At 46.2% G+C, this 25,195-nt stretch carries 23 protein-coding genes and 1 pseudogene; all 24 read right to left on the minus strand.

Features of this window, described 5'->3' with window-relative positions; genetic code table 11:
- A pseudogene (locus D791_RS20180) lies at positions 1-244 on the minus strand (hypothetical protein); the annotation flags it as partial.
- Entirely contained in the window at positions 244-1,020 is a 777-nt protein-coding gene (locus D791_RS16820) for a ParA family protein (RefSeq protein WP_036514131.1), read from the minus strand. The pseudogene D791_RS20180 and the gene D791_RS16820, both read right to left, overlap by 1 nt.
- A 20-nt stretch (positions 1,021-1,040) precedes the next feature.
- Positions 1,041-2,276, minus strand: coding sequence for a protein-glutamate methylesterase/protein-glutamine glutaminase (locus tag D791_RS16825; RefSeq protein ID WP_036514134.1), 1,236 nt, complete (start codon positions 2,274-2,276; stop codon positions 1,041-1,043).
- A 33-nt stretch (positions 2,277-2,309) separates the two neighbouring features.
- On the minus strand, positions 2,310-4,403 hold the full coding sequence (locus D791_RS16830) for a chemotaxis protein CheA (RefSeq protein WP_036514136.1): 2,094 nt from the start codon (positions 4,401-4,403) through the stop codon (positions 2,310-2,312).
- 13 nt (positions 4,404-4,416) lie between these two features.
- Positions 4,417-5,148, minus strand: a complete 732-nt coding sequence (locus D791_RS16835; RefSeq protein ID WP_237748694.1) for a protein phosphatase CheZ — start codon at positions 5,146-5,148, stop codon at positions 4,417-4,419.
- Positions 5,149-5,261: 113 nt separating this feature from the next.
- On the minus strand, positions 5,262-5,633 hold the full coding sequence (locus tag D791_RS16840; protein ID WP_337588686.1) for a chemotaxis response regulator CheY: 372 nt from the start codon (positions 5,631-5,633) through the stop codon (positions 5,262-5,264).
- 104 nt (positions 5,634-5,737) lie between these two features.
- Entirely contained in the window at positions 5,738-6,448 is a 711-nt protein-coding gene (locus D791_RS16845) for an RNA polymerase sigma factor FliA (protein WP_036514140.1), read from the minus strand.
- A 25-nt stretch (positions 6,449-6,473) separates the two neighbouring features.
- Positions 6,474-7,289 (minus strand): MinD/ParA family protein, encoded by an 816-nt coding sequence (locus D791_RS16850; protein ID WP_036514142.1) that lies wholly within the window; start codon positions 7,287-7,289, stop codon positions 6,474-6,476.
- Positions 7,290-7,301: 12 nt separating this feature from the next.
- On the minus strand, positions 7,302-8,738 hold the full coding sequence (gene flhF, locus D791_RS16855) for a flagellar biosynthesis GTPase FlhF (protein WP_036514144.1): 1,437 nt from the start codon (positions 8,736-8,738) through the stop codon (positions 7,302-7,304).
- A gap of 37 nt (positions 8,739-8,775) precedes the next feature.
- Positions 8,776-10,866 carry a flagellar biosynthesis protein FlhA gene (flhA, locus tag D791_RS16860; protein ID WP_036514146.1) on the minus strand — a complete coding sequence of 697 codons (2,091 nt, stop codon included), beginning with the start codon at positions 10,864-10,866 and terminating at the stop codon, positions 8,776-8,778.
- A gap of 162 nt (positions 10,867-11,028) precedes the next feature.
- Positions 11,029-12,171: a flagellar biosynthesis protein FlhB gene (flhB, locus tag D791_RS16865; RefSeq protein ID WP_036514149.1), complete on the minus strand. Its 1,143-nt coding sequence runs from the start codon at positions 12,169-12,171 to the stop codon at positions 11,029-11,031.
- A 12-nt stretch (positions 12,172-12,183) separates the two neighbouring features.
- Complete coding sequence (gene fliR / locus D791_RS16870; protein ID WP_237748695.1) at positions 12,184-12,954, minus strand: flagellar biosynthetic protein FliR; 771 nt, start codon at positions 12,952-12,954, stop codon at positions 12,184-12,186.
- Positions 12,955-12,958: 4 nt separating this feature from the next.
- Positions 12,959-13,228: a flagellar biosynthesis protein FliQ gene (gene fliQ, locus D791_RS16875; protein ID WP_036514151.1), complete on the minus strand. Its 270-nt coding sequence runs from the start codon at positions 13,226-13,228 to the stop codon at positions 12,959-12,961.
- 16 nt (positions 13,229-13,244) lie between these two features.
- Positions 13,245-13,982 carry a flagellar type III secretion system pore protein FliP gene (gene fliP, locus D791_RS16880; protein ID WP_036514153.1) on the minus strand — a complete coding sequence of 246 codons (738 nt, stop codon included), beginning with the start codon at positions 13,980-13,982 and terminating at the stop codon, positions 13,245-13,247.
- Positions 13,979-14,416 carry a flagellar biosynthetic protein FliO gene (gene fliO, locus D791_RS16885; RefSeq protein ID WP_051514645.1) on the minus strand — a complete coding sequence of 146 codons (438 nt, stop codon included), beginning with the start codon at positions 14,414-14,416 and terminating at the stop codon, positions 13,979-13,981. Before fliO ends, fliP begins: the two co-directional genes overlap by 4 nt.
- Positions 14,416-14,826 carry a flagellar motor switch protein FliN gene (fliN, locus tag D791_RS16890; protein WP_036514156.1) on the minus strand — a complete coding sequence of 137 codons (411 nt, stop codon included), beginning with the start codon at positions 14,824-14,826 and terminating at the stop codon, positions 14,416-14,418. Before fliN ends, fliO begins: the two co-directional genes overlap by 1 nt.
- Before the next feature lie 25 nt (positions 14,827-14,851).
- Positions 14,852-15,832: a flagellar motor switch protein FliM gene (fliM, locus tag D791_RS16895; RefSeq protein WP_036514158.1), complete on the minus strand. Its 981-nt coding sequence runs from the start codon at positions 15,830-15,832 to the stop codon at positions 14,852-14,854.
- A 14-nt stretch (positions 15,833-15,846) separates the two neighbouring features.
- Positions 15,847-16,350 (minus strand): flagellar basal body-associated FliL family protein, encoded by a 504-nt coding sequence (locus D791_RS16900; RefSeq protein WP_036514160.1) that lies wholly within the window; start codon positions 16,348-16,350, stop codon positions 15,847-15,849.
- A gap of 70 nt (positions 16,351-16,420) precedes the next feature.
- The gene (locus D791_RS16905) at positions 16,421-19,807 is read right to left on the minus strand and encodes a flagellar hook-length control protein FliK (RefSeq protein WP_036514162.1); all 3,387 of its coding nucleotides are present in this window, start codon (positions 19,805-19,807) and stop codon (positions 16,421-16,423) included.
- A gap of 116 nt (positions 19,808-19,923) precedes the next feature.
- The gene (fliJ, locus tag D791_RS16910; RefSeq protein ID WP_036514164.1) at positions 19,924-20,382 is read right to left on the minus strand and encodes a flagellar export protein FliJ; all 459 of its coding nucleotides are present in this window, start codon (positions 20,380-20,382) and stop codon (positions 19,924-19,926) included.
- Positions 20,379-21,758, minus strand: coding sequence for a flagellar protein export ATPase FliI (gene fliI, locus D791_RS16915; RefSeq protein WP_237748697.1), 1,380 nt, complete (start codon positions 21,756-21,758; stop codon positions 20,379-20,381). Before fliI ends, fliJ begins: the two co-directional genes overlap by 4 nt.
- 24 nt (positions 21,759-21,782) lie before the next feature.
- Positions 21,783-22,529, minus strand: coding sequence for a flagellar assembly protein FliH (locus tag D791_RS16920; protein ID WP_036514166.1), 747 nt, complete (start codon positions 22,527-22,529; stop codon positions 21,783-21,785).
- 3 nt (positions 22,530-22,532) lie between these two features.
- Positions 22,533-23,528 carry a flagellar motor switch protein FliG gene (gene fliG / locus D791_RS16925; protein ID WP_420329359.1) on the minus strand — a complete coding sequence of 332 codons (996 nt, stop codon included), beginning with the start codon at positions 23,526-23,528 and terminating at the stop codon, positions 22,533-22,535.
- Positions 23,521-25,194 carry a flagellar basal-body MS-ring/collar protein FliF gene (gene fliF / locus D791_RS16930; RefSeq protein WP_036514170.1) on the minus strand — a complete coding sequence of 558 codons (1,674 nt, stop codon included), beginning with the start codon at positions 25,192-25,194 and terminating at the stop codon, positions 23,521-23,523. The genes fliG and fliF overlap by 8 nt, the downstream gene beginning before the upstream one ends.
- Position 25,195: the final 1 nt, after the last annotated feature.

The raw sequence follows: 25,195 nt of genomic DNA on the forward strand, positions 1-25,195 counted from the left end.
CTCGGTCATCTTGCGTCTGCTCTGGCTCTGGCTCTGGCTCTGGCTCTGGCTCTGGCTCTGGCTCTGGCTCTGGCTCTACAACAGAAGCATAATCCGCTTGCTTAAGCGTAGGCAAGCCTTCATCCATTTTTTTTAAATCATCTACTTGATCAAGCCCTGCCAGACTTTCATCAATATCGAACTCGTCGACATCAAGTAAAAGAGCCTCTAAGTACTCATATACAACTTGCTTCTGATCCGCCATTACGCCCCCTTACGATGCTCTAATAGGTTTCGTAGTAACCGAGCATATGCATGAACACCACGACTTCCAGAATCCAATGTTGAGGGTACAACCCCCTTGATACTCGCATTTCTGAATTTAGTATCAACAGGGACTACAGCGCCTGACACCTTCTCGCCATAGACATTGTGCAACTCTCGGAGACTGCTAACGGATGCCTGTGTTCGTCTATCGTAAAAAGTGGGCAAAATTGTGTAATTCAACTTTGCTTTCCTAGCTCGATTGATCATATCAATCGTTCTAATCATACGTTCAAGACCTTTTAACGCGAGAAACTCAGTCTGGACAGGAATGATAAGGTGGTTACAAGCGGCAAGCGCATTGACCATTAAAACTCCTAATACAGGCGGACTATCAATAATGACGTAATCATATCGATCTTTTAAGAATCGCAACGCTTTCGCAACCTGTAAACCCAACCCTTCCTTACCAACCGCTTTACGCTCTAGCGTTGCTAAGGCAGTCGAGGCTGGCAACAAGTCAATATTTTCACTATCCGTTTTAACAATCAATGAGTTAACTTGAGAAGAGCTTAAATCTGGCCGTTCAAACAAGTCATAAGCGCTCAACTCTATCTCATCAGGATCAAATCTAAAATAGCTAGTCAGTGAACCGTGAGGATCAAGATCCACCATCAAAACTCTATAACCCACCTCCGACAAGAGACCCGCAATAGAAACAACTGTTGTTGTTTTACCAACACCGCCTTTTTGATTCGCAACCGCCCAAACCTGCATATTTCTTTCCTGTTAACGGTCTACTTTTTGCCATTCGGAGCAGACAGGAGATCACCAATATCATTTAAATCCAAAACGGCATCGGCTAAACCCGCATTCACAACGGCCTGCGGCATACCGTAAATGGTACATGTCTCTTTACTTTGAGCCCACATTACAGAGCCTGCCTCTTTAAGCCGACGTGCACCCTCACAACCGTCCGCTCCCATTCCTGTCAAAATAATACCTAACACTTTACTTTGATAAAGCCGTGCGGCGGATGCATATGTAAAATCAACACTTGGCTTGTACGTTAAACGCTCATCACCTGGGATAATTTTCAACTTATCCGTCTGGCGCGGATCAATCATCAACTGCATACCGCCAGGACAAAGTAACGCAAGACCCGGCCTCATACGGTCACCGTCGACCGCCTCTCGTACCTCAATAGCACACTGCTGATTTAACCTCTCTGCAAACACCTTGGTAAACGTAGAAGGCATATGCTGAATAAGCAAAATTGGATGCGGAAAATTCGACGGGATACGCGTCAAAATTGCCTGCAACGCAGCCGGGCCCCCTGTAGACGCCCCAATTACAACCAATCGACAGTCTGGAAGTTTAGTCGGTTTAGCAAGGCTAGAGGTAGACACTTTTGAAAGAGAATCTTGTTGCCGAGCCGATAATCCACTGACTGTCTGATCTTGACCTGAGTGCACTCTAGACACGTGTTGACGCCTCGCCTCTAGAGCACTTTTTACTTCCACATCTCGTGTAGAGCCGACAGATGGAACAGAAGGCTCCGGCCGGAATACCATTGTCGTCGAGGACCCGCTCGCCGAAGGGCTCCGACCAAACGCGGCATTGGTATTAAAGTTACGAGAGGTTCCTAATGCAACAACTCGATCAATCAATTCCTTACGCAAATCACTCGACCGATCCATCCAAGCCCGTATATCTTTAGGCAAATAATCAACGGCCCCAGCCTCTAATGCACGTAACGTCACCCTTGCTCCTTCATGAGTCAAGGATGACAGCATCAACACATTTGTTGGCGCAACTTGCATAATTTGCCTTACCGCTTCAATACCATTCATTTTTGGCATTTCAACGTCCATGGTTATAAGATCCGGCCGTAGACGCGTTGCCTTTTCTACAGCCTCAGTACCATTTACGGCAGTCCCAACAATTTTAATTCGCGGATCACTTCCTAACGTTTCTTCTATCCTGTTGCGAAAAAAACTCGAATCATCAACGATCAATACTTTTACCGCCATACAGAAATCACCCACTCAATCGAGCTAAACCGACTATTCTGCATAGCGTTTCAAAAGGTTTGGAATATCGATAATGAGTGCTATCCGCCCGTCACCCGTAATTGTTGCCCCAGATAAGCCTTGCGTTCCATGTAGAATAGACCCCAATGGTTTTATGACCACTTCCTCCTGTCCTACCAATTGATCAACAACAAAGCCGACTCGGGTAGTACCAACCGAAACAATAACAACATGCCCCTGTTCTGGCAGATCGGCAACTTCACGTCCTTTTACCAACCAACGTTTCAAGTGAAATAATGGCAATGCTCGATCACGAACAATGATCACCTGTTGCCCATCCACAATATTTGTTTTGGTTAAATCCAAATTATAGATTTCGTTAACATTCACCAAAGGCAACGCAAATGCCTGCTCCTCTAAAGTCACCATTAGGGTCGGCATAATGGCAAGCGTTAGTGGAACCTGGATCGCTATCTGAGTACCTTGTCCAAGAACAGAATCAATTGCCAAGGTTCCATTTAGCTGGGTAATTTTGGTTTTGACGACATCCATACCAACGCCACGACCTGAAATATCTGAAATTTCAGATTTTGTCGAGAAACCCGCTTGGAAAATCAAATTAAAGCATTCATGATCAGTTAAACGAGCAGCAGCTTCTGGGTCAAGCATACCTCTAGAGACGGCCAAACGACGCAATTTCTCCGCATCCATACCAGCGCCATCATCACGAATGATTAATAGAATATGATCGCCTTCCTGTTCCGCCGAGAGCAAAACATGCCCCTCTCTTGGCTTGCCCATCATCTCACGATCTTCAGGCGACTCAATGCCATGATCAACAGCATTTCGAACCAAGTGGATTAGAGGGTCAGCTAAAGCTTCAACCAAGTTTTTATCCAAGTCCGTCTCTTCACCACGTAACTCGAGACGAATTTCTTTTTTCAAACTTCTTGATAAATCTCGAATTAGACGAGGAAAGCGTCCAAACACTTTTTTAACCGGCTGCATCCGTGTTTTCATTACGGATGTCTGTAAATCTGCCGTGACCATGTCCAATGTACCCAAGGCTTTAGACATTTCCTCATCATCACCCGCACCGCCCAACCGCACCAAGCGATTTCTAACCAGAACCAACTCACCCACCATGTTCATGATTTTATCCAGCAACGCGGTATCAACGCGGACGTTACTCTCTTGAACAACTTTGGCTTGAGCAACAGGTGAAGGAGCAGAGATCGCGGCTCTCGTTGCTCCGTTATCTTCAGCCCCACTCGACGACATAGACGAGTAATCATCTTTGATAAACGTATCGAACTCGGATGAAGATTTTGTCGGAGGCGATGATGGAGTCGGGGACACATATGCAAATGCACCTTCCCCCTTGGCCTGCAAGTCATTCAGTAGCGCTTCAAACTCGTCTTCCGTTATCTCTTCATCGGAACTCATCGAAGCGGCTGAATCGGGCAATTTACCAGGCGCTCCTCCAGATCCGTGCAATTCATCAAGCAGTGCTTCGAATTCACTTTCAGTAATCAAATCATCGTCGGTATCATATGTGTTTGCTTTAGAGGCAGGTTTAGATGCTCCAGCGACTTCTCCTAGCAACAAATCAAATTCGTCATTTGGAGTGTTCGGATTCAACGAAGGCGATGGTGAGACTTCCGCTTTTACAGCAGAGGGAGCTGGTTGTGCAGGTGCAGCTGGCTTAGCCGTAACTGGCTCGGGAGAGTCCTCCACCTCGCCGGAAACAAAAGCCTTCAAACGCGCAAGGAGTGCATTTGATGCGGGCTGAGGTGCTTCTCCATTGCGAACATTGTCAAACATGACGTTGACAGCATCTAAAGATTGTAAAACCACATCCATAAGTGCGGCTGTGAGTTTAATTTCACCGTTTCGGAGCAAATCGAATAAATTCTCTGCTTGATGGCAGCAGTCAACCATTGGATCAAGCTGAAGGAAGCCGGCACCGCCTTTTACGGTATGAAAACCTCTGAATATAGCATTAAGCAAATCACGATCATCTGGCCTTTGCTCAAGATCGACGAGCTGTTCAGACAACTGTTCTAGAATCTCACCTGCTTCAACGAGGAAATCTTCTAGTATTTCCTGATCGACATCCAAACTCATAGACATCCCCTATTCAAAAGCCTAGGCTTGACAACAGATCGTCAACATCATCCTGATTAGACACTGCGTTAGCTTCTTTATTTTTTAATTGAGGACCTTGTGCTTTAATCTGGTCCTCAGCTTGTTTACTTGGATTCGTTACTTTTTTAGACACATCCATGCCGCTCAACCGCTCAACCTTTGACGCCATCTCCATTAATTTAACGAGCTGGGCTTCAACTTGGGTCATTAAGGTAATAACACGCCGAATAAGCTGACCTGTAATATCTTGGACACTTTGTGACACTAAAATTTCAGTTAAGACTGATTTTAACTCAGCCACTGTTTTTTCTGATTCATTTTTGACCATACAAGTTCGGTCATAGACACCGTCCAAAGCTTTAAAATCACCCTCGAGCTGCCCGACTAATAACAACAAGTCTCTAAATCGCTCAGATTGATGATCTAAACGGTCAACTAGTGTTAAGGATTTATCAACACGATCCATTGTCTCATGCGAGTTCTTATCGGTTAGTTCGATCACATAAGCAAGACGATCAGAAGCATCCGACATCGATGGCATCCCTGATGATGTAACAGCTCCACTGCCAATTTTTTCACCAATATCACTTGAGAATGACTTAATTGCCTCATGCAAACCGCGGGTTAGATGCCCTACTTCATTGTAAAAAACTTGGTGTCTCGCTTGCTGGAGCTGGTTAATCAAATCAATAGCTGTGTGCAACTGACCCTGATCAATTGCCAAAACCAACTCTCTGGCCTTTTGGCTAGTAGCTCTTCGAGTCCTTCGTATTCTAAATTGGCAATTTGACTATTCATTGTTTAACTCTTGTTGTAATGAGCACACGAAAACATCGATTAGGTAATGCGTTCGAAAATCTTCTCAATTTTCTCTTTCAACACCACAGCCGTAAAAGGCTTAATGACGTAGCCATTCACACCAGCCTGCGCCGCAGCGATGATCTGTTCACGCTTGGCTTCAGCCGTCACCATTAAAACAGGTATATGCGCCAACTCAGGATCGGACCTAACCTCTTTAAGGAGGTCTATTCCTGTCATACCGGGCATATTCCAGTCTGTGATCAAGAATTCAATTCGACCTTGTTTTAGTATAGGCAATGCCGTTCTACCATCATCAGCCTCATCGACATTGGTAAAACCGAGATCACGCAACAGATTTTTAATAATTCGTCTCATGGTAGAAAAATCATCTACAACAAGAATTCTGATGTCTTTTTTCAAGACACTATCCCCCAGCTATGATCACTAAAAACATAATTCACTATCATCTATAGTAATCACGGTTTGTCGATATCTCAAACAAAAGCGACTACTTAATTCCAACCTTTTAAACGACTTCTAAGCCTCAGGGCGGCTTGAGAGTGTATTTGACTTACTCTAGACTCACTCACCCCAAGAATACTACCTATTTCTTTTAAATTTAGCTCTTCATCGTAATATAAAGCCAAAACTAACCGCTCTTTTTCAGGTAAATCACCTATCGCTGCAACCAAAGCACTACGAAAGGCATCCTGACTCACTTCATCAGATGGGCTTAGATTATCCCCTTCAAACTGCAAAGCTGATCCTTCATCAGACTCCTCTGTTAGCTCATCCACACTGAATAAACGCGCTTCCATAGAGTCTTGCAACAAAGCATGGTACTCGGACAATGAGATACCGAGCTCATCGGCTACTTCTCGATCAGAAGCATCCCGCCCTTCACGACTTTCTATCTGACGCATAGCCTCAGCGACACGACGACCATTTCGATGAACCGATCTAGGCGTCCAGTCACCACGTCTAACCTCATCAATGATCGCTCCACGAATGCGGATACCCGCATAGGTCTCAAAACTGGCTCCTTTACTCATGTCATATTTTGACGCGGCCTCAAGTAAACCAATCATTCCTGATTGTATAAGATCATCCAGCTGCACACTCGCAGGCAAGCGCGCCATCAAATGCTGAGCAATTCGCTTCACAAGTGGTGCATACTGTTCAACCAATTCGTGGCTGGGCGTAAATTGGAGCTGATTATACATGCAGCTTCTTCGTCTGATGTTGTATTTAAATTCGCTGAACCAATCGTTCGACAAAAAACTCAAGATGTCCCCTTGGGCTTTTTAAAACAGGCCAACTGTCTACTTTGATGGCTAGCTGTCGAAAAGCAAGCGATGATTTACTGTTCGGAAAAGCTTTAACAACAGGCGTTTGTTTTTGAACTGCTTTTCGAACTGACTCATCATAAGGTATTGACCCGACATATTGAAGGGTTACATCCAGAAAGCGATCCGTTACAGTCAGAATTTTATTAAACATATGCCGCCCCTCTGTATCTGAATGAACCATATTAGCGAGAATCCTGAAGCGCGTCATCCCATGATCTCGATTCAACATTTTGATCAACGCATAGGCATCCGTAATTGAAGTCGGCTCATCACACACCACCACCAACACTTCCTGAGAGGCTCTGACAAAACTCACCACTGACTCAGAAATACCTGCAGCGGTGTCAATGATCAATACATCCATCGAGTCAGCAATATCATTAAACGCATAAATTAATTCTGCATGCTGATGTTCTGACAAAGTCGTCATTTCTTGAGTACCGGAAGATGCAGGAACAATCCACATGTTGTCGTCAACACGCACCAATACATCTGCCAATGTCGTGTGACCATCTAACACATCTGCAATTGTTCTTTTTGGTCGTAAACCCAATAAAACATCTACATTCGCAAGCCCCAAGTCTGCATCCATCAATACAACGCGTCGCCCCATGTCACTTAGGGCTGTGGATAGATTCACGGAGACATTGGTCTTCCCAACCCCTCCTTTTCCACCTGTAACCGCAATGACTTTTACTGGATGAGCTTGTTTCATATGATGCCCTTACTAGCCTGCTCGAAAGACAGGATCAGACTCATCATCCGATGACTGCCGCTGTGAAACAACCACCGCTCTGCTTACGAGATCTCTCCTTTGCGCAACAATCAAATCATCTGGAATTTTTTGACCATCTGTGACATAGGCTATTGGCAACTGTTTTTCCACCACGAGACTCAAGGCCTCACCCACACTGCCTGACTCATCCATTTTCGTCAATACACAGGCGTTGAGATTCAGTTCTTTATAGATTTCATAGGTACTGCGCAACAACTGTCTCTGACTTGAGCAGGAAAACACCAACAATTTCTTTATTCTCATTGACACAGATGAGAACATTTCCATCTGAGTTTTACCCATTAAATCACGTGTATTCATCCCCGCTGTATCGATCAGAACCAATCGCTTTCCTCTCAAGGATAACAGCACTTCTTCTAAACTGTGATTTTCATCCACAACCCGAACAGGCACGTCTAAAATGCGCCCAAAGGTTTTTAATTGTTCATGTGCAGCAATCCTAAAACAGTCAGTTGTGACTAACGCTAAACTAGAGCTGCCGTGCTGCAAAACATAACGAGCAGCCAACTTGCCAATCGTTGTTGTTTTTCCAACTCCTGTTGCCCCGACAAAGGCAACCATACCACCCCGCTCTATAAACTCTTCGCCAACGACAGGTATAGCATCTGCAAAACGGCCCAATGCGTTTCGCCACGCATCCTCCTCAGACAAGTCTGATTCGATTGAGGACACCAATTGCTGAACCAGTCGAGCACTTAAGCCCATTTGCTGTAAACGAGCTTCCGTCTCTCGAATAACCATGGTGGGTGGCTGATATTGCGCAGGCTTAGAACGAACGGGTGGCTCCTGCACACGCACAATCTGCTCCTGCATCATGGAGCGAAGCTGATGTATTTCCTGCTGCATAACGCGAATCAAGTCATCCTCTGGTGGCGACTGGCGTACATTTCTTGCAGCAGGCGGTGGTGCATCCGACCAATCGTCCGATGCAAAGGAGTCCTTAGACACGACTCGTGATCGTGCATCATCTTGAGTTTTAAGAGAACTCAAAATAAACCTTAACTCCTCATCGTCTTCATCATCAATCTGCTTGTTTTGCGTATGATCCAACACTGGGATAGGTTGCTCTACTGCACGACGCGCCTCGGATATTTTTCGTTCAACACGCTTTAACTCTTCAGCCAAATCAGGATCAGAACGACGTGATTGAGCGCGCGGCACAGCGGCCTTCTCTTCCCGCACCGCTCTAGATTTTGAACGCAGCATTTCGGCCTGAGCTTGCTCATAATCTTCCTCTCGAGCCGCAACCACTTCAACACCACCGGCGACTCGATGATTCGATATAATGACCGCATCCGCTCCAATCTCCTCCCTGACACGCCTCATTGCTTGTCGCATATCAGGAGCAAAAATACGTTTCACTTTCATAATTGATCCTTACCGAAACTGCGCTCATTCATCCACATTACGAATTACCACCCACCGTTGCAACAATGGTCACCCGTTTACTTTCAGGTATTTCTTGATAGGAAAGCACATGTATTTGATGCTCACCATATCGAACAAATCTTGCCATCAAGGGTCTTACAGGAGCGGCAACCAATAATACCGACGGCTTTCCCATCATCTCCTGCTGCTGAGCTGCACGCCCCAATGAGGTTTGCAAACGCTCTGCCATCCCAGGCTCCAACACTAAGGTTTCATCGGACGGCTGACCCTGCTGCATAGAACCCAATAACATTTGCTCTAAGCTAGGTTCTAAGGTAATCACTGGTAATTCTTGATCTGAACCATTAATTCCTTGAACAATCAAACGTGACAACGCTACCCGTACTGCCGCCGTTAACGCCAAGGGATCTTGCGTTCGATCAACAGCTTCAGCCAAGGCTTCAGCGACAGACCGAAAATCCTTAAGTGATACCTGCTCCATTAATAGATTCTGTAATACTTTCAACAATACACTGACCGAAAGCTTTTTGGGTACTAATTCTTCAACCAATTTAGGGCATGTTTTAGTCAACATATCCAAAAGCTGCTGCACTTCCTCATGCCCCATCAAATTATGGGCATTATTTTGCAAAATCTGATTTAAATGGGTTGCAACAACCGTACTCGCATCAACAACAGTATAACCTAATGTTTGCGCATGCTCCTTATGTCCCTTCTCAATCCATACAGCATCTAAACCAAACGCAGGATCCTTAACCGCCACCCCCTTCAAACTACCAAAGACCTGCCCCGGGTTAATTGCCAATTCTCGGTCTGGATACACCTCCCCTTCACCTGAGATAACACCCATCAGCGTAATTCGATAAGCACCTGGCATTAAATCAAGATTGTCTCGTATATGAACAGACGGTACTAAAAACCCTAAATCTTGAGACAACTTCTTCCTAACACCTTTAATCCGACCCAGTAATTGCCCGCCCTGCATCTTATCCACCATGGGAATCAAGCGGTAACCAACCTCCAGACCCACCATATCTACAGGCATTACATCATCCCAATTCAAGTCACGCTGTTCTTCTTCGGCAACGACTGCATCGGGCAAATCGGTTTCCGACTGCTGAAATTCTTTTTGTTTCACCTGTCGACTGTGAATCATATAGGCAATTCCCGCTGCCACAGCCGCTAGGGAAATAAACGCAAAATGAGGCATACCAGGTACAATACCCATCACAAATATCACACCGGACGCAACAAACAACGCCCTAGGCGATGAAAACATTTGCGTAAATACCTGACTCCCCATGGCTTCAGATGAGTTTGCACGTGTCACCATGACCGCGGCCGCTGTTGACAAAAGCAATGAGGGCAATTGCGCGACAAGCCCATCACCAATCGTCAATAAAGAGTAGTTTTTCATTGCTGTATCAAAATCCAAACCATGCTGAAGCATACCGATTCCCAAACCACCCAGCAGGTTAATCACTAGGATCAAAATACCCGCAACTGCATCCCCTCGAACAAATTTTGATGCACCATCCATAGACCCATAAAAATCGGCTTCTCGCGTCACTTCTTGTCGACGCTCACGCGCCTCATCCTGTGAAATCAACCCTGCGTTCACGTCCGCATCTATCGCCATTTGTTTACCCGGCATCGCATCCAAGGTAAATCGAGCACTCACTTCCGAAATACGGCCAGCCCCCTTCGTTACCACTACAAAGTTAATAATAACCAAAATCATGAAAACAGCGATACCCACAACATAATTACCGCCAACAACCACTTCACCAAAGGCTAAAATAACTTGACCCGCAGCAGCACCACCTTCATGACCATTCAAAAGCACCACGCGTGTAGAGGCCACATTCAGCGCCAAACGCATAAGCGTCGCCGCTAACAAAATGGTTGGAAATACCGCAAAATCCAGAGGGCGCAATGCATAAATACACACCAACAACACAACAATCGATAAAGCGATGTTGAATGTAAAAAAAACATCCAACAAAAAAGGCGGAATAGGCAAGGTCACCATGGCCAATATCACCAACAGCAACAAAGGAATACCTATATTCCCCTGCCCTATTCGTTTCGCACTCTGTACAAACACACCTCTATCCACAACACCCAACCGTCAACATAATGACTAAAAAGATAAAATATTTGATATAGAAACCTATTGGCTATTTAGAGCGATCCATAAAACGCCATTTTTTTGACAAAAAAAGCCAAACAACACCTATTGATGGATCTATGCAATTTTCAAGCCAAATTAATCAGGATCAACTCGAAAAGTCTCTGGAATTTCAAGATCTTGCTCTCTTGGCGGTGGAATTGAAGACTGATTATAGGAAGGTGTGTTTTTTAATTGGTAGACATAAGCTAACACTTGAGCAACGGCTGTATACAAACCTGTTGGGACTTCATCTCCAACCTCCGTTGCATAAAACAGTGCACGTGCTAAGGCCGGTGATGATAGGATCTGGACATCATTCTGTTGCGCTATCTCACGAATTTTTAGGGCGACAAAATCTGCACCGCGCGCAATAATAACGGGAGCATCGCCTTGGCTTTGATCGTACTTAATGGCGACAGCGTAATGTGTCGGGTTGGTAATCACGACATCTGCATTGGGTACATCTTTCATCATTGTTCTCTGCGACATTTCATATTGTAGCTGACGAATACGCCCCTTCACCTCGGGCTTACCCTCGGTATTTTTCATTTCATCTTTCACTTCCTGCATCGTCATTTTCAGTTTTTTGTTGTAGTCATACAACTGATAGGGCACATCTACCAATACAACCAAAATCATGGTTGCACTGATCAGCAAAAAAGACCAAGCCAACACCTCTAACGCATGCTCAATAGATGTTTCAATGTTTTCAGCTGTCAAGGCCATTAACTCAGGCCTCATCACCATGACCACTAAAACAGATACTGACCCAACCACCAATACCTTCGCTATCGCCTTAAAAAGCTCTACCAGCGACTTCATCGAAAACATTCGTTTAATCCCGGCTAATGGATTCAAACGACTGCCTTTGGGCTGCAATGACTCACCACTAAAATTCCAGCCACCCAGTGCGATTGATGAGAAAAAACTGGCTAAGAAGACCATCAGAAAAAAGCCCCACAGGCTGAAAAAACTCTCCCACAGGGCTTCGTACAAGTGAAGAAACATAAATGCTGGATCCGATACCGCGTCTCCTCGAATACTGAAGTTATGGCTAAACATTCGCATCATGGTGTGCCCAACATGACTACCAAACATCAAAGCTGCAGCAGCTGAAGCCATTAGCAAGGCTAGAGTTGTCAACTCTTTCGAGCGCGCGATATCCCCTTTCTTTCGCGCATCTTGTATGCGCTTCGCCGTGGGTTCTTGTGTTTTTTCCTGACCTGTTTCTTCAGCCACTGACTTTTCCCATTAAAGCAACAATGAATGAATAAAACTTAGCATAAAGTCAGTCATACGCACGTAGTGATCATAGAAAATCGGGACATTTACCCAGTGCATAAACAATCCCACCAGCATAATAAATGGAAAGCCTATCGCAAAAATATTTAACTGGGGTGCTGCTTTTGTCATGATACCGAAGGCAAGGTTAATAATTAATAATGCAAGGATTGCAGGCATCGCCATCAATAGTGCCGCCATAAAAAGCCAACTCAGCATCAGAACGATGCGCATAAACACTTCACCATCCACCCCAGTAAGTCCGACGGGTAAGTAAAAAAAGCTCTGGGCTAAGATTTCAATCATCACCAAGTGCCCATTCATTGCCAAAAATAATAACGTCGCCATCATTGAGTAAAACTGAGCAACCACAACAACGCTAACACCATTACTTGGATCCGTCATCGACGCAAAACCCAAGCCCGACTGCATAGCGATAATTTGCGCACCCGCAAGAAAGCTCTGAAACAACAATTGCAAGGTAAAGCCCAGCACAACACCGATTAAAATCTGATTTGCGATCACAAGCCAATTATACAAAGAAAGACCATCGAAAATGGGCATTTCGGGCAGCACAGGCACGATTAAAAGGGTAACAACCAATGCTAGACCCAAGCGAACTCGCACAGGGACCATTTGTGTACCGACTATTGGAATAGCCATAAAAAAAGAGGAAACACGAAACAAAGGCCACAAAAAAGTAGAGACCATCTGTTCCAACTCGGCGAGTGAAACGAACACGACTCTACCCAATCATATGGGGAATATTCAAAAACAAAAACTCAAACAAATCCATAATTTGAGTCACTATCCATGGGCCCGCATACATTACAGCCAACAAACTTACGATAAGACGTGGCAGAAAGCTCAGGGTTTGCTCATTAATCTGGGTGGCCGCTTGAAATACTGAGATAATCAATCCCACTATCAAAGCAGGCCCCACAATTACCGTAACTATTTTGATAATCAACCAAAAGGCACCACCGTATAGGTCAAGCGTATTTCCAATCAGCACCCTTTCGCCCTCCCCGCTAGATTCCAAAACTGGCAGCTAACGTGCCGACAACCATCGCCCACCCATCCACCAACACAAATAGCATTATTTTAAATGGCAATGACACGATCACGGGAGATAACATCATCATACCCATGGCCATCAACACACTTGCTACAACCAGATCAATAACCAAAAAAGGTATAAATAGCATAAAACCTATTTGAAATGCCGTTTTTAGTTCGCTCACAACAAAGGCTGGAATCAAAATTCGAAAGGGCACGTCTTCCTGCGCTGCCACGCGAGGCGTATCCGAAATACGCATAAACAGATCAAGATCACTCTCACGCGTGTTTCGGATCATAAACTGATGAAAAGGCTTTCCTGCTGCTTCCAACGCATCTAAACCAACTAATTCTCCAGCTATATATGGCTGCACAGCCTCAGCATTTACTCGCTCGAAGACAGGCGTCATAATAAAAAACGTTAAGAAAAGGGCTAGGCCCACTAAAACCTGATTCGAGGGCGTTTGCTGCAAACCCAGCGCTTGTCGCAAAATCGAAAAAACAATAATAATACGAGTAAATGAAGTCATCATCATGAGCATTGCTGGCAGGAATGTCAGCATCGTCATGAGCGCTAAGATCTGTATCGTGACACCATACTCAGCAGAACCATCCTCATCAACACGCAAGGATATGGCAGGAATTCCAAAATCCTGCCCCTGCACCATCAAGGGCATGAACACCAAAAAGAGAAACAACCACCCTCTCATTTTGAGCGCCCTCTTTGTGCATCTATAATTGACTTCAGTCGTGATCCAAACTCATCAGATGGCACAGACAGCTCAATAACAGGCTCATCAAACGACTTAAGCAAGGTCACTTGACCTTGTGAAACCCCCAAAAGCAGCTGCTCTTCACCTACCTGTACCAGAACAACGCGCTCTTTTTGTCCCAAGGATAAAGCGGCCACCACTCTTAGTTTTTTATGCTGTCCAGGTATGAGTGCGACACGTCGCATAATAGCCGCAAGAATAAAAATAACGGCAATAACCAATAATAATCCCAGCAGCATTTGAACAATGGCTGAAAATGTGAGTGGTTCTGAGGACAGAAAGCTATTTTGAGAGACTAAAGGAGCTTCCGTCGCGAATGCATAAGAAGCAAAAAGAAAAAAACAGGCCGTAAACGCGAGCAATCCTTTCACTATTTTAATCGCCTAATCCGCTCTTGAGGACTAATGACATCCGTCAAACGTATACCATAGCGATCATTCACAACCACAACTTCGCCGTGCGCAATTAATGTACCATTCACCTTCACATCAAGCGGCTCACCTGCCACTCGATCAAGCTCTAAAACAGAACCTTGACTGAGTTGAAGTAAGTTTCGGATTGCGATTTCCGTCCCCCCCACTTCTACCGTCATTTTAACGGGAATGTCCAGAATAACTTCAAGCCTTGGGTCTCCCCCGGAAACAGATTCATCTTTCAACTCACTGAGCTGAACCTTCATGAAATCGGGCTCCGATTCGGGAGATCCTACCTGCTCTTCCATCGCAGCGGCCCACTCATCAGCCAAAGCTTGTTGATCTACACTTGCGTTTTCGTCACTCACACTCGAATCTCCGCACTACCCATAATCATTCAGAATCCTGCTTAAGGACTCGATGTATTTTTGCTGCAAGGTTACCACGAGATGTTCCTAGTTGGCAGGCATACAAGGGAACTCCATTCGCTTTAAGCGTCAGTTGATCGGGTATATCCACTGGAATCACATCCCCAACCTCGAACTCCATCACATCACGTAATGTCATATCACGCTCACTCACAATTAAATCAACAGGCAAACTTGCATGTAAAATATCTCTGCGTAGAGACGCCATCCAACGGTCATCACGTTCTGATTCCGCACTGTGATACACGGACATTAACTGATCACGAATAGGCTCAATCATTGAGTAAGGAATGGTGACATGAAAATCACCATTCCCCCCTTCAAGATCCACCTGAAACGAGCTCACAATCACCACCTCGTTCGGCCCAACAACATTGGCCATAGCAGGGTTCAACTCATGGCCTATCTGTTCAAACTTGAGGGTGTGTATGGGTAACCAGGCATGTCTTAAATCTTCAAACAACTGGTTGACTGTTTTATACACCAATCGGTTTTCAGTTGGCGTAAAGTCTCGACCTTCTATCTTAGCGTGGCGTCCATCGCCACCAAAAAACTGATCAACCAGTTTAAATACCAACTTTGCATCCATGATCAAAAGACCAGTCCCCCGCCATGGCATGACTTTCATTAGCGTCATACTGGTCGGCACGTAAAGTGTATGAATGTAATCGCCATACTTCATCACCTGAACACCACCGACCGTCACATCTGCAGGCTTTCTTAATAGATTAAACAGTGTCACCCGAGCCAAGCGTGCAAAGCGCTCATTGACCATCTCGAGCGTCGGCATTCGCCCACGCACGATGCGCTCTTGACTGGTTAGATCATAAACACGAACACCTGACTCATCGACAGGGCTGTCATCGGCCGTTTCGACATCACCATCATCAACACCATGCAACAGGGCATCAATTTCATCTTGCGATAGCAGATCCTTAACGGACATTTAACGCTGCTCCATTACTGCATCACAAAGTCGGTAAATAAAACAATCTCAACAGCATCACCCGGACCACCTCGTTCATTGACTAAACGTCTAACCAACTCGGTCGCCTCCTGTTGCAACGCACGCACCCCTTCGACTGTTCGTAAAGAGTCAGGGTTCGTTGTTGTGAAGAGGGTATTTAAACGTGCAACAAACAACGGCATATGAGTATTTAAGACCGACTCAACTGCCGGATTACGTGTTTTCGCCTCGGCATACACCTGAATAAAGTGCTGTGTACCCGTCGCATTTTGCAAGCCCGCGACGAACATAGGGCGGCCTTCAAGCGTTCTGATCTTGACGTAGATAGCTTCCGTTGGCCTTGCCGGCTCAGCCGATGCTTCGGATGACCCATCATCACCCATTAAGAATAAAAAGGCACCTGCTCCAATTCCTAACAATAAAACGACAGCCGCCAAGATAATGATGAGTTTCTTCTTGGAACCTTTACCCTTGTTTTCATTGTTATCTTCAGCCATTGATCACTCCAGTCTCCAACTCTCTAGAGTGAGCAATATACCACAACCGCTGTAAAACAGTGGACTTGCTTCATGCATAATAATCGACTAATCCAATTTTTATTGGCTTTGCAAGCACCATATTATTTTCGTTTAACTGCTCGATACTCTTTCCCCCTCTTGCAAGACCACCTCCCTCCTTGTCTTTTTGTTGCTGGGAAGACTGATCCGATACAGACGAGTCAGCAAGATTAAGCCCTTGCTCTGCAAACATTTCTCTTAATCTGGGTATGTGTTGTTCAAGTACTTCTCTAACAGCGGCATTCGGAGCACTAAAACTGACATTAACCTGATCACCCGCATGCACATGAATTCGAATTCTTAGAGAGCCCAACTCAGGCGGATCTAAACGTATATCGGCAACCTTAGGTCCCTGCTGAACCATCATAATGGCCCTTTCACCCATCCCTTTAGCCCATGCAGGATTCATTAAACGCTCAGCTGGACGTAAGGACTCCGACATAGCCGACGGTGCAAGAGGGTTCGACGTCACTGCTGTCTGTGCACCATTTAGAGCTGAACTAAATCCACTCGCCCCATCTGACTTCGTCGCCGATATGGATGTTGATGAAGCATTGGCTAACATTGACTCTCTCAGCTCCATTTCAACTCGACGATCCGATGCATCTGTTCGTAAACGCATCGAATCAATCATTCGCTCAGCCTCCAACGCCGCACCTACAGGCCTTCGTGCTTCACGCAGTACAACCGTATCGTCTTTCCTAACCCCCTTATCTAACTGTGTCCCTGCTTTTTGCATAGGCTCTTTATCTTTAAACACCATTGGCGCTGCAGAAGCCTCGGGAACATCTGCAACAAGCCCCGTAGAATCAAGCTTTGACAGGTCCGTGTCATAAGGCATCGCCATATCATTTTGAGCAGAGGTCAAATAGGACACCGACTCATCTGTCGCTTTAACTGAAACGGCGCTCACAGCCTGATCCATTCGCCCCTCAGTCTGGCCAAGAGGACCAACTCCGAACTCTTCCTTACTCATCAACACCGGCTGGTCAGGCAGACCTTGATTGCTTGCTGAACGCGCGCTGAGCTCTAAATTCGTTGAAGGATCACGAAAACCCGTCTGTTCAGGACTCTCAGATAAAGGGGTTAGCTCACCGTCTTGTCGAATCTTCACATCACCTGGAAAGGGACTGACAACCTTCGACAGCTGCGCATCCACTTTGGGCGACATCAACGACTGAATAACTTCACGCTCTCTATTTAATTGAACCTGCTCCTCTTGTCCCATTGTATAGCGATTATTATTGGGTAAATCCCTAGCCTCAAGTTGAGGGGGGGCTTCAGCAGGTACGTTGAGCAAATTTACCCGGGATTCTCTTTGATTGGATAATTCTACAAAAGGCTCAGCCCTAATTGAGATAGCATCGCTAGAACTTTGCAAGTAGGTGGGCATGGTCACCTGCCCCGGCACCCCCATCTGTAACTCAGCTCTAACTGGAGCCTCAACAGGTGAATTTTGTGAGTTCGAAGGAAGAGGGGGTTCTGTAGACGGTACTGGAGGCATCAATGATCCAGTTGAAGGGGTGGCTTTTGAAACTGCCGTTGCCAAATTCACTGTTTCAGAGCGAACGCCCCCCTCATCCGGCGTACCCACGCCGATCAAATCTGCCACTATCGGTTGAGAGTCAACACGCGTCATAACGGATTCACTCATGCCAATCGATCTAACCGTATCCGAGTTATTGCTATTTGCATACTCGGCAACCAATCCCCGCCCCTCTCCTTGAGGCTGAGATTCGCCATCCCACTGCCCTAAACCTCTCTTCGAACCAACTTGAGATAAATGAGCACTTTCAGTGAAGTCTAGACTCTGAGAATTAGGCGTAGGCATAGGCTTAAGTTCCGACGCATCGGCGAACACAGCCTGCCCCAAAAGACTCAGGTCGGACTCAATATTTTTCTCCGGAGAAACAACCTGACCTCTAATATCTAGAGACTTAACCTCACCTACGCTATTGTCGACAGGTTTAGAGACATTGTCTGAGACTTGGATAAATGCTTCATCATTGGATTTTACCTCAGGAGAAACTGAGGGAGCATGAGGCTGAGGCGGTATTGATAGCTCCAATCTTGGATTTGGAGACGCCTCACTTGACTCTATGGATACAGCTGACGCTAACTCAGCAGTGCCCACTGAACGCACATTTTCGCCTTCAACAGCTTCAAGGTGTCCCTCGGACGTCACTCTATTAGGCACATGAACAAAGCTTGCTTCCTTTATTACCTCATCAGACATAGGCAACTCCACGTTTGTCTTAGGTATCAGGGGCGTACCTTGATTTTGAATAATGGCGTTACCTTCCTCGATCCAGCGTCCCGCAATTAGGCTAGAAGTCACCTCTGGCTTCATATCCTTAAACACATTCGATCGCTCAGCAGGAGTTGCAACTGAGCCATCATGCGTTCCCTTATCATTCAAAAATGCCTGTGCAGATAACCTGATGCTTGCCTGGTCCGCCGGGAGATCGGCTTCTTGACGGGGTCTTACTTCCACTTGCGCTCGATCAGCACTGACCTGAGAGCTCACGCCTGATACGACTTGAGTATCCTCCTCAGGCGTATTTTGAACATTCAGTAGAGCTTCTCTATCAAAAGAAGCACTGCGCTCTGTTATTAACACATCGGATGTGTTCTCGCGACTCTGAGAAATCAGTTGATTGGGTGTCGTATTCGTTGAAGTTAAGCCTTCACGAGGGCCTCGAATATCGGCTGACGGTAATGTTGTGTTTTCAACAGGAGACCTCGTTAAATCAGACGTCCATTCATTGTCTCGAATCGCTTGACTCAGTGCGCTGTCCGCCTTGTACATCTGAGCATCGCCTTGTGCCTGATGAATAGCCTTGTGGATCGCTTTCGTCAGATCTGATACAACAACGCGACTCGCATCATTTGACACCTCAACATCAGAGACACTCGGCTCGGCCGCTTTTACATGCATTGATTTATCTTGTGCAGGCATTATCAACTGCCCACTCTGATGCGACGGATTTCTTACAAAACGTTGTGCTTGACTCTCGATCTCACCTGTTACATCAGCACTTCGCCCATTGAATGATTGCCCACCCTCCGAGACTGAACCGAATGCTTGTGATTGACGATCCTTCGCTGAAGAGGGAAGACTGTCACTCGTACGATCCAAGCTTCGCGGCAATTCTCTGCCGACAATAGGCAAAGATTTGCCTTGAGACACGGATCCATCGGCCGCAGTAGACGGCGAGTTAAGAGAGTCTCGATGACCGGACGCTTTTTCAATCCAATCGGAAAAAGCATGCGTTTTCGGCGTATTAAAAGTGCGCTCGGATGGAGTTTGCGTGCCCTGTGCATCAGACGAGACTGGCGTAGAAAGGGCACCAGACAGGCCTAATGATGACAAATTTGAGAATAGGGAAAAAGACATGTCAAACTCCAACTGCAGGGGGACTTTATTACCTCATTGCAATATCCAAGCCAACATAATCTTTGAGAGTGACAGGGTATTACTGCTCAAACATCCGCACCGAGCAACATACCCACTTAATCCGATGAAAAAACGCCGGATCTTTGTGTTAGCTGGGATCGTTCATCAATTTGTTGCTGTTCTTTTTTATCTCTCTGAACCTGCTCAGCATCCAATGCCTTATCATGCAACTTTTCAAGCCCTTTCGCTTGGGCATAGGAGTGCTGCCAATGCTTTAGCACTTGCTCATACTGATCTCGCGCTAAATACAACGTTTGGTACTGTTGCCTCACTGCATGCTGTAAGCGCGATATAAATGCTTGATGAGAAACAATCTGTGATGAAGAAAAGCCCTGTTGGCCATTTTGAGTAAACTGCTCTTGATACTCTCGCAAATACCCTTCGAGCTGTTGCAACTGGGTTTCGGCCTGCGTCATTCGTTGGCGACTTTCAGCTAAATACTGGTCGGCCTTTTCACGTTTTTTAACCGCCAAATCATGAACCAAGGCCAAGCGGTCAGATTTTTTCTTTGTCATCGTCTATCCATACGTGGATTCACCATCGGCATTTTAGGTACCTGTCCAGTTTGAACCTGTGACGATGCCGCGATCACTAAACTCAACTCCTCAACAGACCGAGCCATGGGTAAACTCTCTTGCATTGTCTGCTGTAGATACGACTTGATAACGGGTTGCATTTCGATCGCCTTATCGGTCAACGGGTCACTGCCTCTAGCATAGGCTCCCACACTAATTAAATCAGCATTTTGCTGATAGCGGGAGTACATGCGTTTAAATTCCAAGGCCATCGCTAACTGCTCGGGTGTCACGACGCTTGGCATAACTCGGCTGACCGATGCCTCAACATCAATCGCTGGATAATGCCCCTGCTCAGCCAAGGCTCTTGATAGAACAAAATGCCCATCCAGTATAGCGCGTGCAGAATCTGCAATGGGATCTTGCTGGTCATCCCCCTCGGTTAAGACGGTATAAAAAGCCGTTATGGACCCACCCCCTTTTTCAGCATTCCCTGCACGCTCAACCAGTTTTGGCAACTTAGCAAAAACAGAAGGTGGATAACCTTTGGTCGCAGGTGGCTCACCTACCGCCAATGCAATTTCCCGCTGAGCCTGAGCGTAACGAGTCAAAGAATCCATTAAGAGTAAAACGCGTTTACCTTTTGCGCGGAAGTATTCGGCTATACGTGTGGTCAGCTGCGCAGCGCGAAGACGCATCAAAGGCGAATCATCGGCAGGTGAGGCGATGACCACAGAACGCGCCATTCCCTCCTCTCCTAAGCTATGGTCAATAAACTCCTTCACCTCACGCCCACGCTCGCCAATCAGACCAACGATCGTAATTTCGGCTTCAGTAAAGCGTGTCATCATTCCAAGCAGAACAGACTTACCGACTCCACTTCCGGCGAATAACCCCAAACGCTGACCACAACCGACCGTCAACAGACCATTAATGGCACGTATACCAACATCTAAAGGAGCACTGATTGGTTGACGATGGAGGGGATTAATCACTTCACCCTCAAGGGTAACCCACTCATCCACATCCAAAGGACCTTTAGCATCCAGCGCTTTACCCGTACCATCCAGAACACGCCCCAGCAAACCAAATCCAACGGGCACTAAACCTTTGCCCGAAACAGGGGTCACTTTGGCTCCAGGCTGGAGACCTTCAACACTTTGCAATGGCATCAAATAGATTTTATCACCTGCAAAGCCAACCACTTCAGCCTCGCAAGCGCGATCAGCGGTCACTTGGATATAACAGCAATCCCCAAGGGCCACTTTTATACCCACCGCCTCAAGTGTTAAACCTATAAGGCGAGTAATATGCCCTGAAATCTTTGGTTGAGGTGAGAATAAAGACTGAGAGGATGCATGCTGCCAGCGTTCAATAAATTTCACGATAAAAACCTTAACTTATTCCGCAGGATTTGGCTCCAGAGGCATGCGCAGTGACGCTTTGAATTGATCGATAACTTGGCTAATGCGTGTTTCAACTTGAAAATCAACTTCGGAGTGCTCACTAATTAAACGGCACCCACCACGTGTCATGCTCGCATCGTCCAAAAAGGCTAAGCCATGCTGCTCAGCATAGTCAGAAAGCAGCTGACTATCCTCAGGATGCATAACAATTTTTAATTGCTTGGGTTGAGCGGGCAGAGCAGCCAATGCCTGCTTTAATGTGTGTTTGAGTCGATCCTCTGAAATTGAAAGCTCAGACATCACAATACTTTCTGATAACTTCACCACTAAACGGTAAAAAAGAAGCTCCAGTTGTTCTTCTTTTGAAGCCAAGGGATCAAACAGCTGCGACTGTATCGATTGCAACACCTGCAACTGTATATCAATTTGCCCTTGGCCTTCATTTAAACCCATGGCTAAGCCTTGCTCGTAGCCTTCTCGCTTGCCCTGCTCAAAGCCATCTTGACGCCCCTCAGCAAAGCCTTCTTTATAGGCTTCCTCTCGAATGGCATCCAACTCTTTTACTGTCAGCTTTTCGGCCGCCACCTCTTCATCCACGACCGTAACAATCTCTTGCTCACGTAACGCATGTAAAGCAGCAAATGAAGAAGGCCCTTCTATATCAGGCAGTTGCCACGTCTGCAATTTGCCCGCTTTTGCCGCTGGAATACGAACAGGTATAGGAGTATCCGACTTTGTCATCCCTTACACCATATCATCGCCACTACCTAAATTGATCTCGCCATCATCTGCCAAACGCCTTGCAATCGTTAAAATTTCTTTTTGAGCGGCTTCTACTTCCGAAATTCTAACAGGGCCTTTTGCTTCTAGGTCATCACGTAATAATTCAGCCGCACGCTTCGACATGTTTTTAAAGATTTTTTCTTGCAAACCAGAATCAGCACCTTTAAGCGCAATGATCAGCATATCGGTTTGCACTTCTCGCAATAATACCTGAATACCACGATCATCTACGTCAATCAAATTGTCAAACACAAACATTAAATCCTGAATACGATCCGCCAGCACTTCATCCACACTGCGCATAGACTCCATCAGTTCAACCTCAATCTGCGTATCGATGAAGTTCATAATTTCGGCAGCTGACTTAATGCCACCCAACTTCGCCAGCTGGGTTGAGCGCGGACCAGAGAACTGCGTTTCCAGCATATCATTCAACTCTTGCAAGGCTTGAGGCTGTATTTGATCCATCGCCGCAACACGCATCACTATGTCTAAGCGCACGTTTTCATCAAAATAGCTTAATACACTCGCCGCTTGATCAGGCTCCAGATAGGACACAATAACTGACTGAATTTGTGGATGCTCAAAACGAATCAACTCTGCGACTTGGCGTGGATCCATCCAACGCAAAGTATCCAACCCCGACGTGTTTGTCGTAAATAAAATTCGATCAATCAGTGTCTTGGCTTTATCCTCTCCTAACGCTTGGTTCAGCATCGCGCGGATATACCGATCATTATTAATACCGATTCCCGTTTGATCACTCACCACTTCAAGAAAGTTACTCACGACACTTTCCACTTTCGATTGTGGGATATTGTCCAGACGCGACATGGCCTCTCCAATACGCTGAACCTCTTTAGGACCAAGATGCTTAAGTATTTCAGCTGCATCGCTCTCGCCCAAACTTATGAGCAAAATCGCTGCCTTTTCAATATCGGTTAGGTCGTTACTCACGCTCAATCACCCACTGTTTTATCGCCTGAGCCACGCGCGCAGGATCTTCTGCCACCATACTGCGAATTTCATTTAACTGAAACTCAAAATTTTCACTCGATCCATTAATCCCCCCTGGCTCTGTTCCGCCAAAGGTCACACGATCTTCAGCCATGCCCGATGCATCTAAGCCGTCTAGCTCAGCGGAAACAGCCCCTACGGGGCCGTATTCTAAGTCTTTTTTCGCCTCACCGACCGCTGTCAAATGCTTTAATACTGGACGCAAAATGCCAAAAACCAGCAGAAGAACAAATCCGGCTCCCAGTGCTTGCTTAATCAAACTCCAAAACCAATCCTCTTTCCAGAAAGGCACGTCATCCACTTCAAATAGATCAGGAGCTACAAAGGAGGAGTTAATGATATCAACACTGTCACCTCTTAATGCCGAGAAGCCTACTGAGTTTTGCACCAACTGACGAAGACGCTGCAGATCTTCTTCACTCCAACGCGTCCGAACGGTCTCACCTGTTTCAGGGTTAATACTGACGAGATCATCGACCACCACAGCAACGGATAAGCGTTTAATCCCCCCCATTTGATGACGGGTATAACTGATGCTCCGATCTAACTCAAAATTCCGTGTCGCCTGATTACGACTGGTACCGGATCCTGCACCACCCGCTCCAAGGCCATCAGCTCCAACCACCTCTGGAACGGCAACAGGTCCTGGTGGTTGATTCGATAATGCTCCCGGAACACCGACCGCTGGCTCGCCTGCAGCACGTCGCTCATCCAGCGTCTGTTCGCTTCGTAAAGCGGGCAAATCCGGGTTATACATTTCACTGGCTTGTTCAACCTGGGTAAAATCAACATCAGCCGACACTTCGGCCCTAAAATTGCCCATACCGACTACAGGTTGCAAAATACTGTTCACACGATTAACCAGCGTATCCTCAACCTGACGCGTGTATTCCAATTGCCGCGCCGCCAACACAACATCGGTATCGGCATCGCGAATATTCAACAAGCGCCCACGCTGATCAACAATGGTGACATCTTTTACATCAAGCTCAGGAATACTTGATGCGACAAAGTTAGCTATCGCCGCCACTTGATCTCGTTCCAGTTGACGTCCTGAGGTCAGCTCTAAGAATACCGATGCTCGGGGTTTACGTTGATCTCGAATAAAAACGGTGTCTTTCGGAATGGCTAAATGCACTCGAGCCGCTCTAACGGCAACCATATTGGAGATGGTTCTTGCTAACTCACCCTCAAGACCCCGACGGTAACGCGCTGTTTCCATGAATTGACTGGTGCCAAGCCCCTGATCACCATCTAAAAGCTCAAACCCCACCGTTCGGTCTGCGGAAAAACCATCCGCTGCTAAGCGTAATCGGGCATTATGGACATGGGATTCAGGCACCAAAATCGCACGACCGTCCGCATCAAAGCGATATGGAATATTGCTCATGCGTAACTGCTCGATGACCTCATTGGCATCTGCAAAGCTAAGGTTCGAATAAAGCACTCGATAGTCGGGCTTTTGGGACCAGAGTACGACTGAAAAGCCGATGGCAATGCTAGCTGCAAGACCCACCATCAACCCCAACTGACGCAAAATGCCGAGACTATTAAAGCCCGCCATCAGTCCGCCTTTTGACGTCAGTGATCCTGCTGTATTTTCCATT

The sequence above is a fragment of the Nitrincola nitratireducens genome, from assembly GCF_000585235.1.
In the GTDB taxonomy this organism is placed as follows: domain Bacteria; phylum Pseudomonadota; class Gammaproteobacteria; order Pseudomonadales; family Balneatricaceae; genus Nitrincola; species Nitrincola alkalisediminis.

Excerpts from the sequence above, each read along its gene's own strand:
- D791_RS16920 (WP_036514166.1), bottom strand. The coding sequence starts at position 22,529 with ATGACAAAGTCGGATACTCCTATACCTGTTCGTATTCCAGCGGCAAAA.
- D791_RS16850 (WP_036514142.1), bottom strand. The coding sequence starts at position 7,289 with ATGAAACAAGCTCATCCAGTAAAAGTCATTGCGGTTACAGGTGGAAAA.
- D791_RS16905 (WP_036514162.1), bottom strand. The coding sequence starts at position 19,807 with ATGTCTTTTTCCCTATTCTCAAATTTGTCATCATTAGGCCTGTCTGGT.
- D791_RS16820 (WP_036514131.1), bottom strand. The coding sequence starts at position 1,020 with ATGCAGGTTTGGGCGGTTGCGAATCAAAAAGGCGGTGTTGGTAAAACA.
- flhF (WP_036514144.1), bottom strand. The coding sequence starts at position 8,738 with ATGAAAGTGAAACGTATTTTTGCTCCTGATATGCGACAAGCAATGAGG.
- D791_RS16830 (WP_036514136.1), bottom strand. The coding sequence starts at position 4,403 with ATGAGTTTGGATGTCGATCAGGAAATACTAGAAGATTTCCTCGTTGAA.
- fliP (WP_036514153.1), bottom strand. The coding sequence starts at position 13,982 with ATGAGAGGGTGGTTGTTTCTCTTTTTGGTGTTCATGCCCTTGATGGTG.
- D791_RS16900 (WP_036514160.1), bottom strand. The coding sequence starts at position 16,350 with ATGGCTGAAGATAACAATGAAAACAAGGGTAAAGGTTCCAAGAAGAAA.
- D791_RS16845 (WP_036514140.1), bottom strand. The coding sequence starts at position 6,448 with ATGTATAATCAGCTCCAATTTACGCCCAGCCACGAATTGGTTGAACAG.
- fliM (WP_036514158.1), bottom strand. The coding sequence starts at position 15,832 with ATGTCCGTTAAGGATCTGCTATCGCAAGATGAAATTGATGCCCTGTTG.
- D791_RS16825 (WP_036514134.1), bottom strand. The coding sequence starts at position 2,276 with ATGGCGGTAAAAGTATTGATCGTTGATGATTCGAGTTTTTTTCGCAAC.
- fliJ (WP_036514164.1), bottom strand. The coding sequence starts at position 20,382 with ATGACAAAGAAAAAATCTGACCGCTTGGCCTTGGTTCATGATTTGGCG.
- fliF (WP_036514170.1), bottom strand. The coding sequence starts at position 25,194 with ATGGAAAATACAGCAGGATCACTGACGTCAAAAGGCGGACTGATGGCG.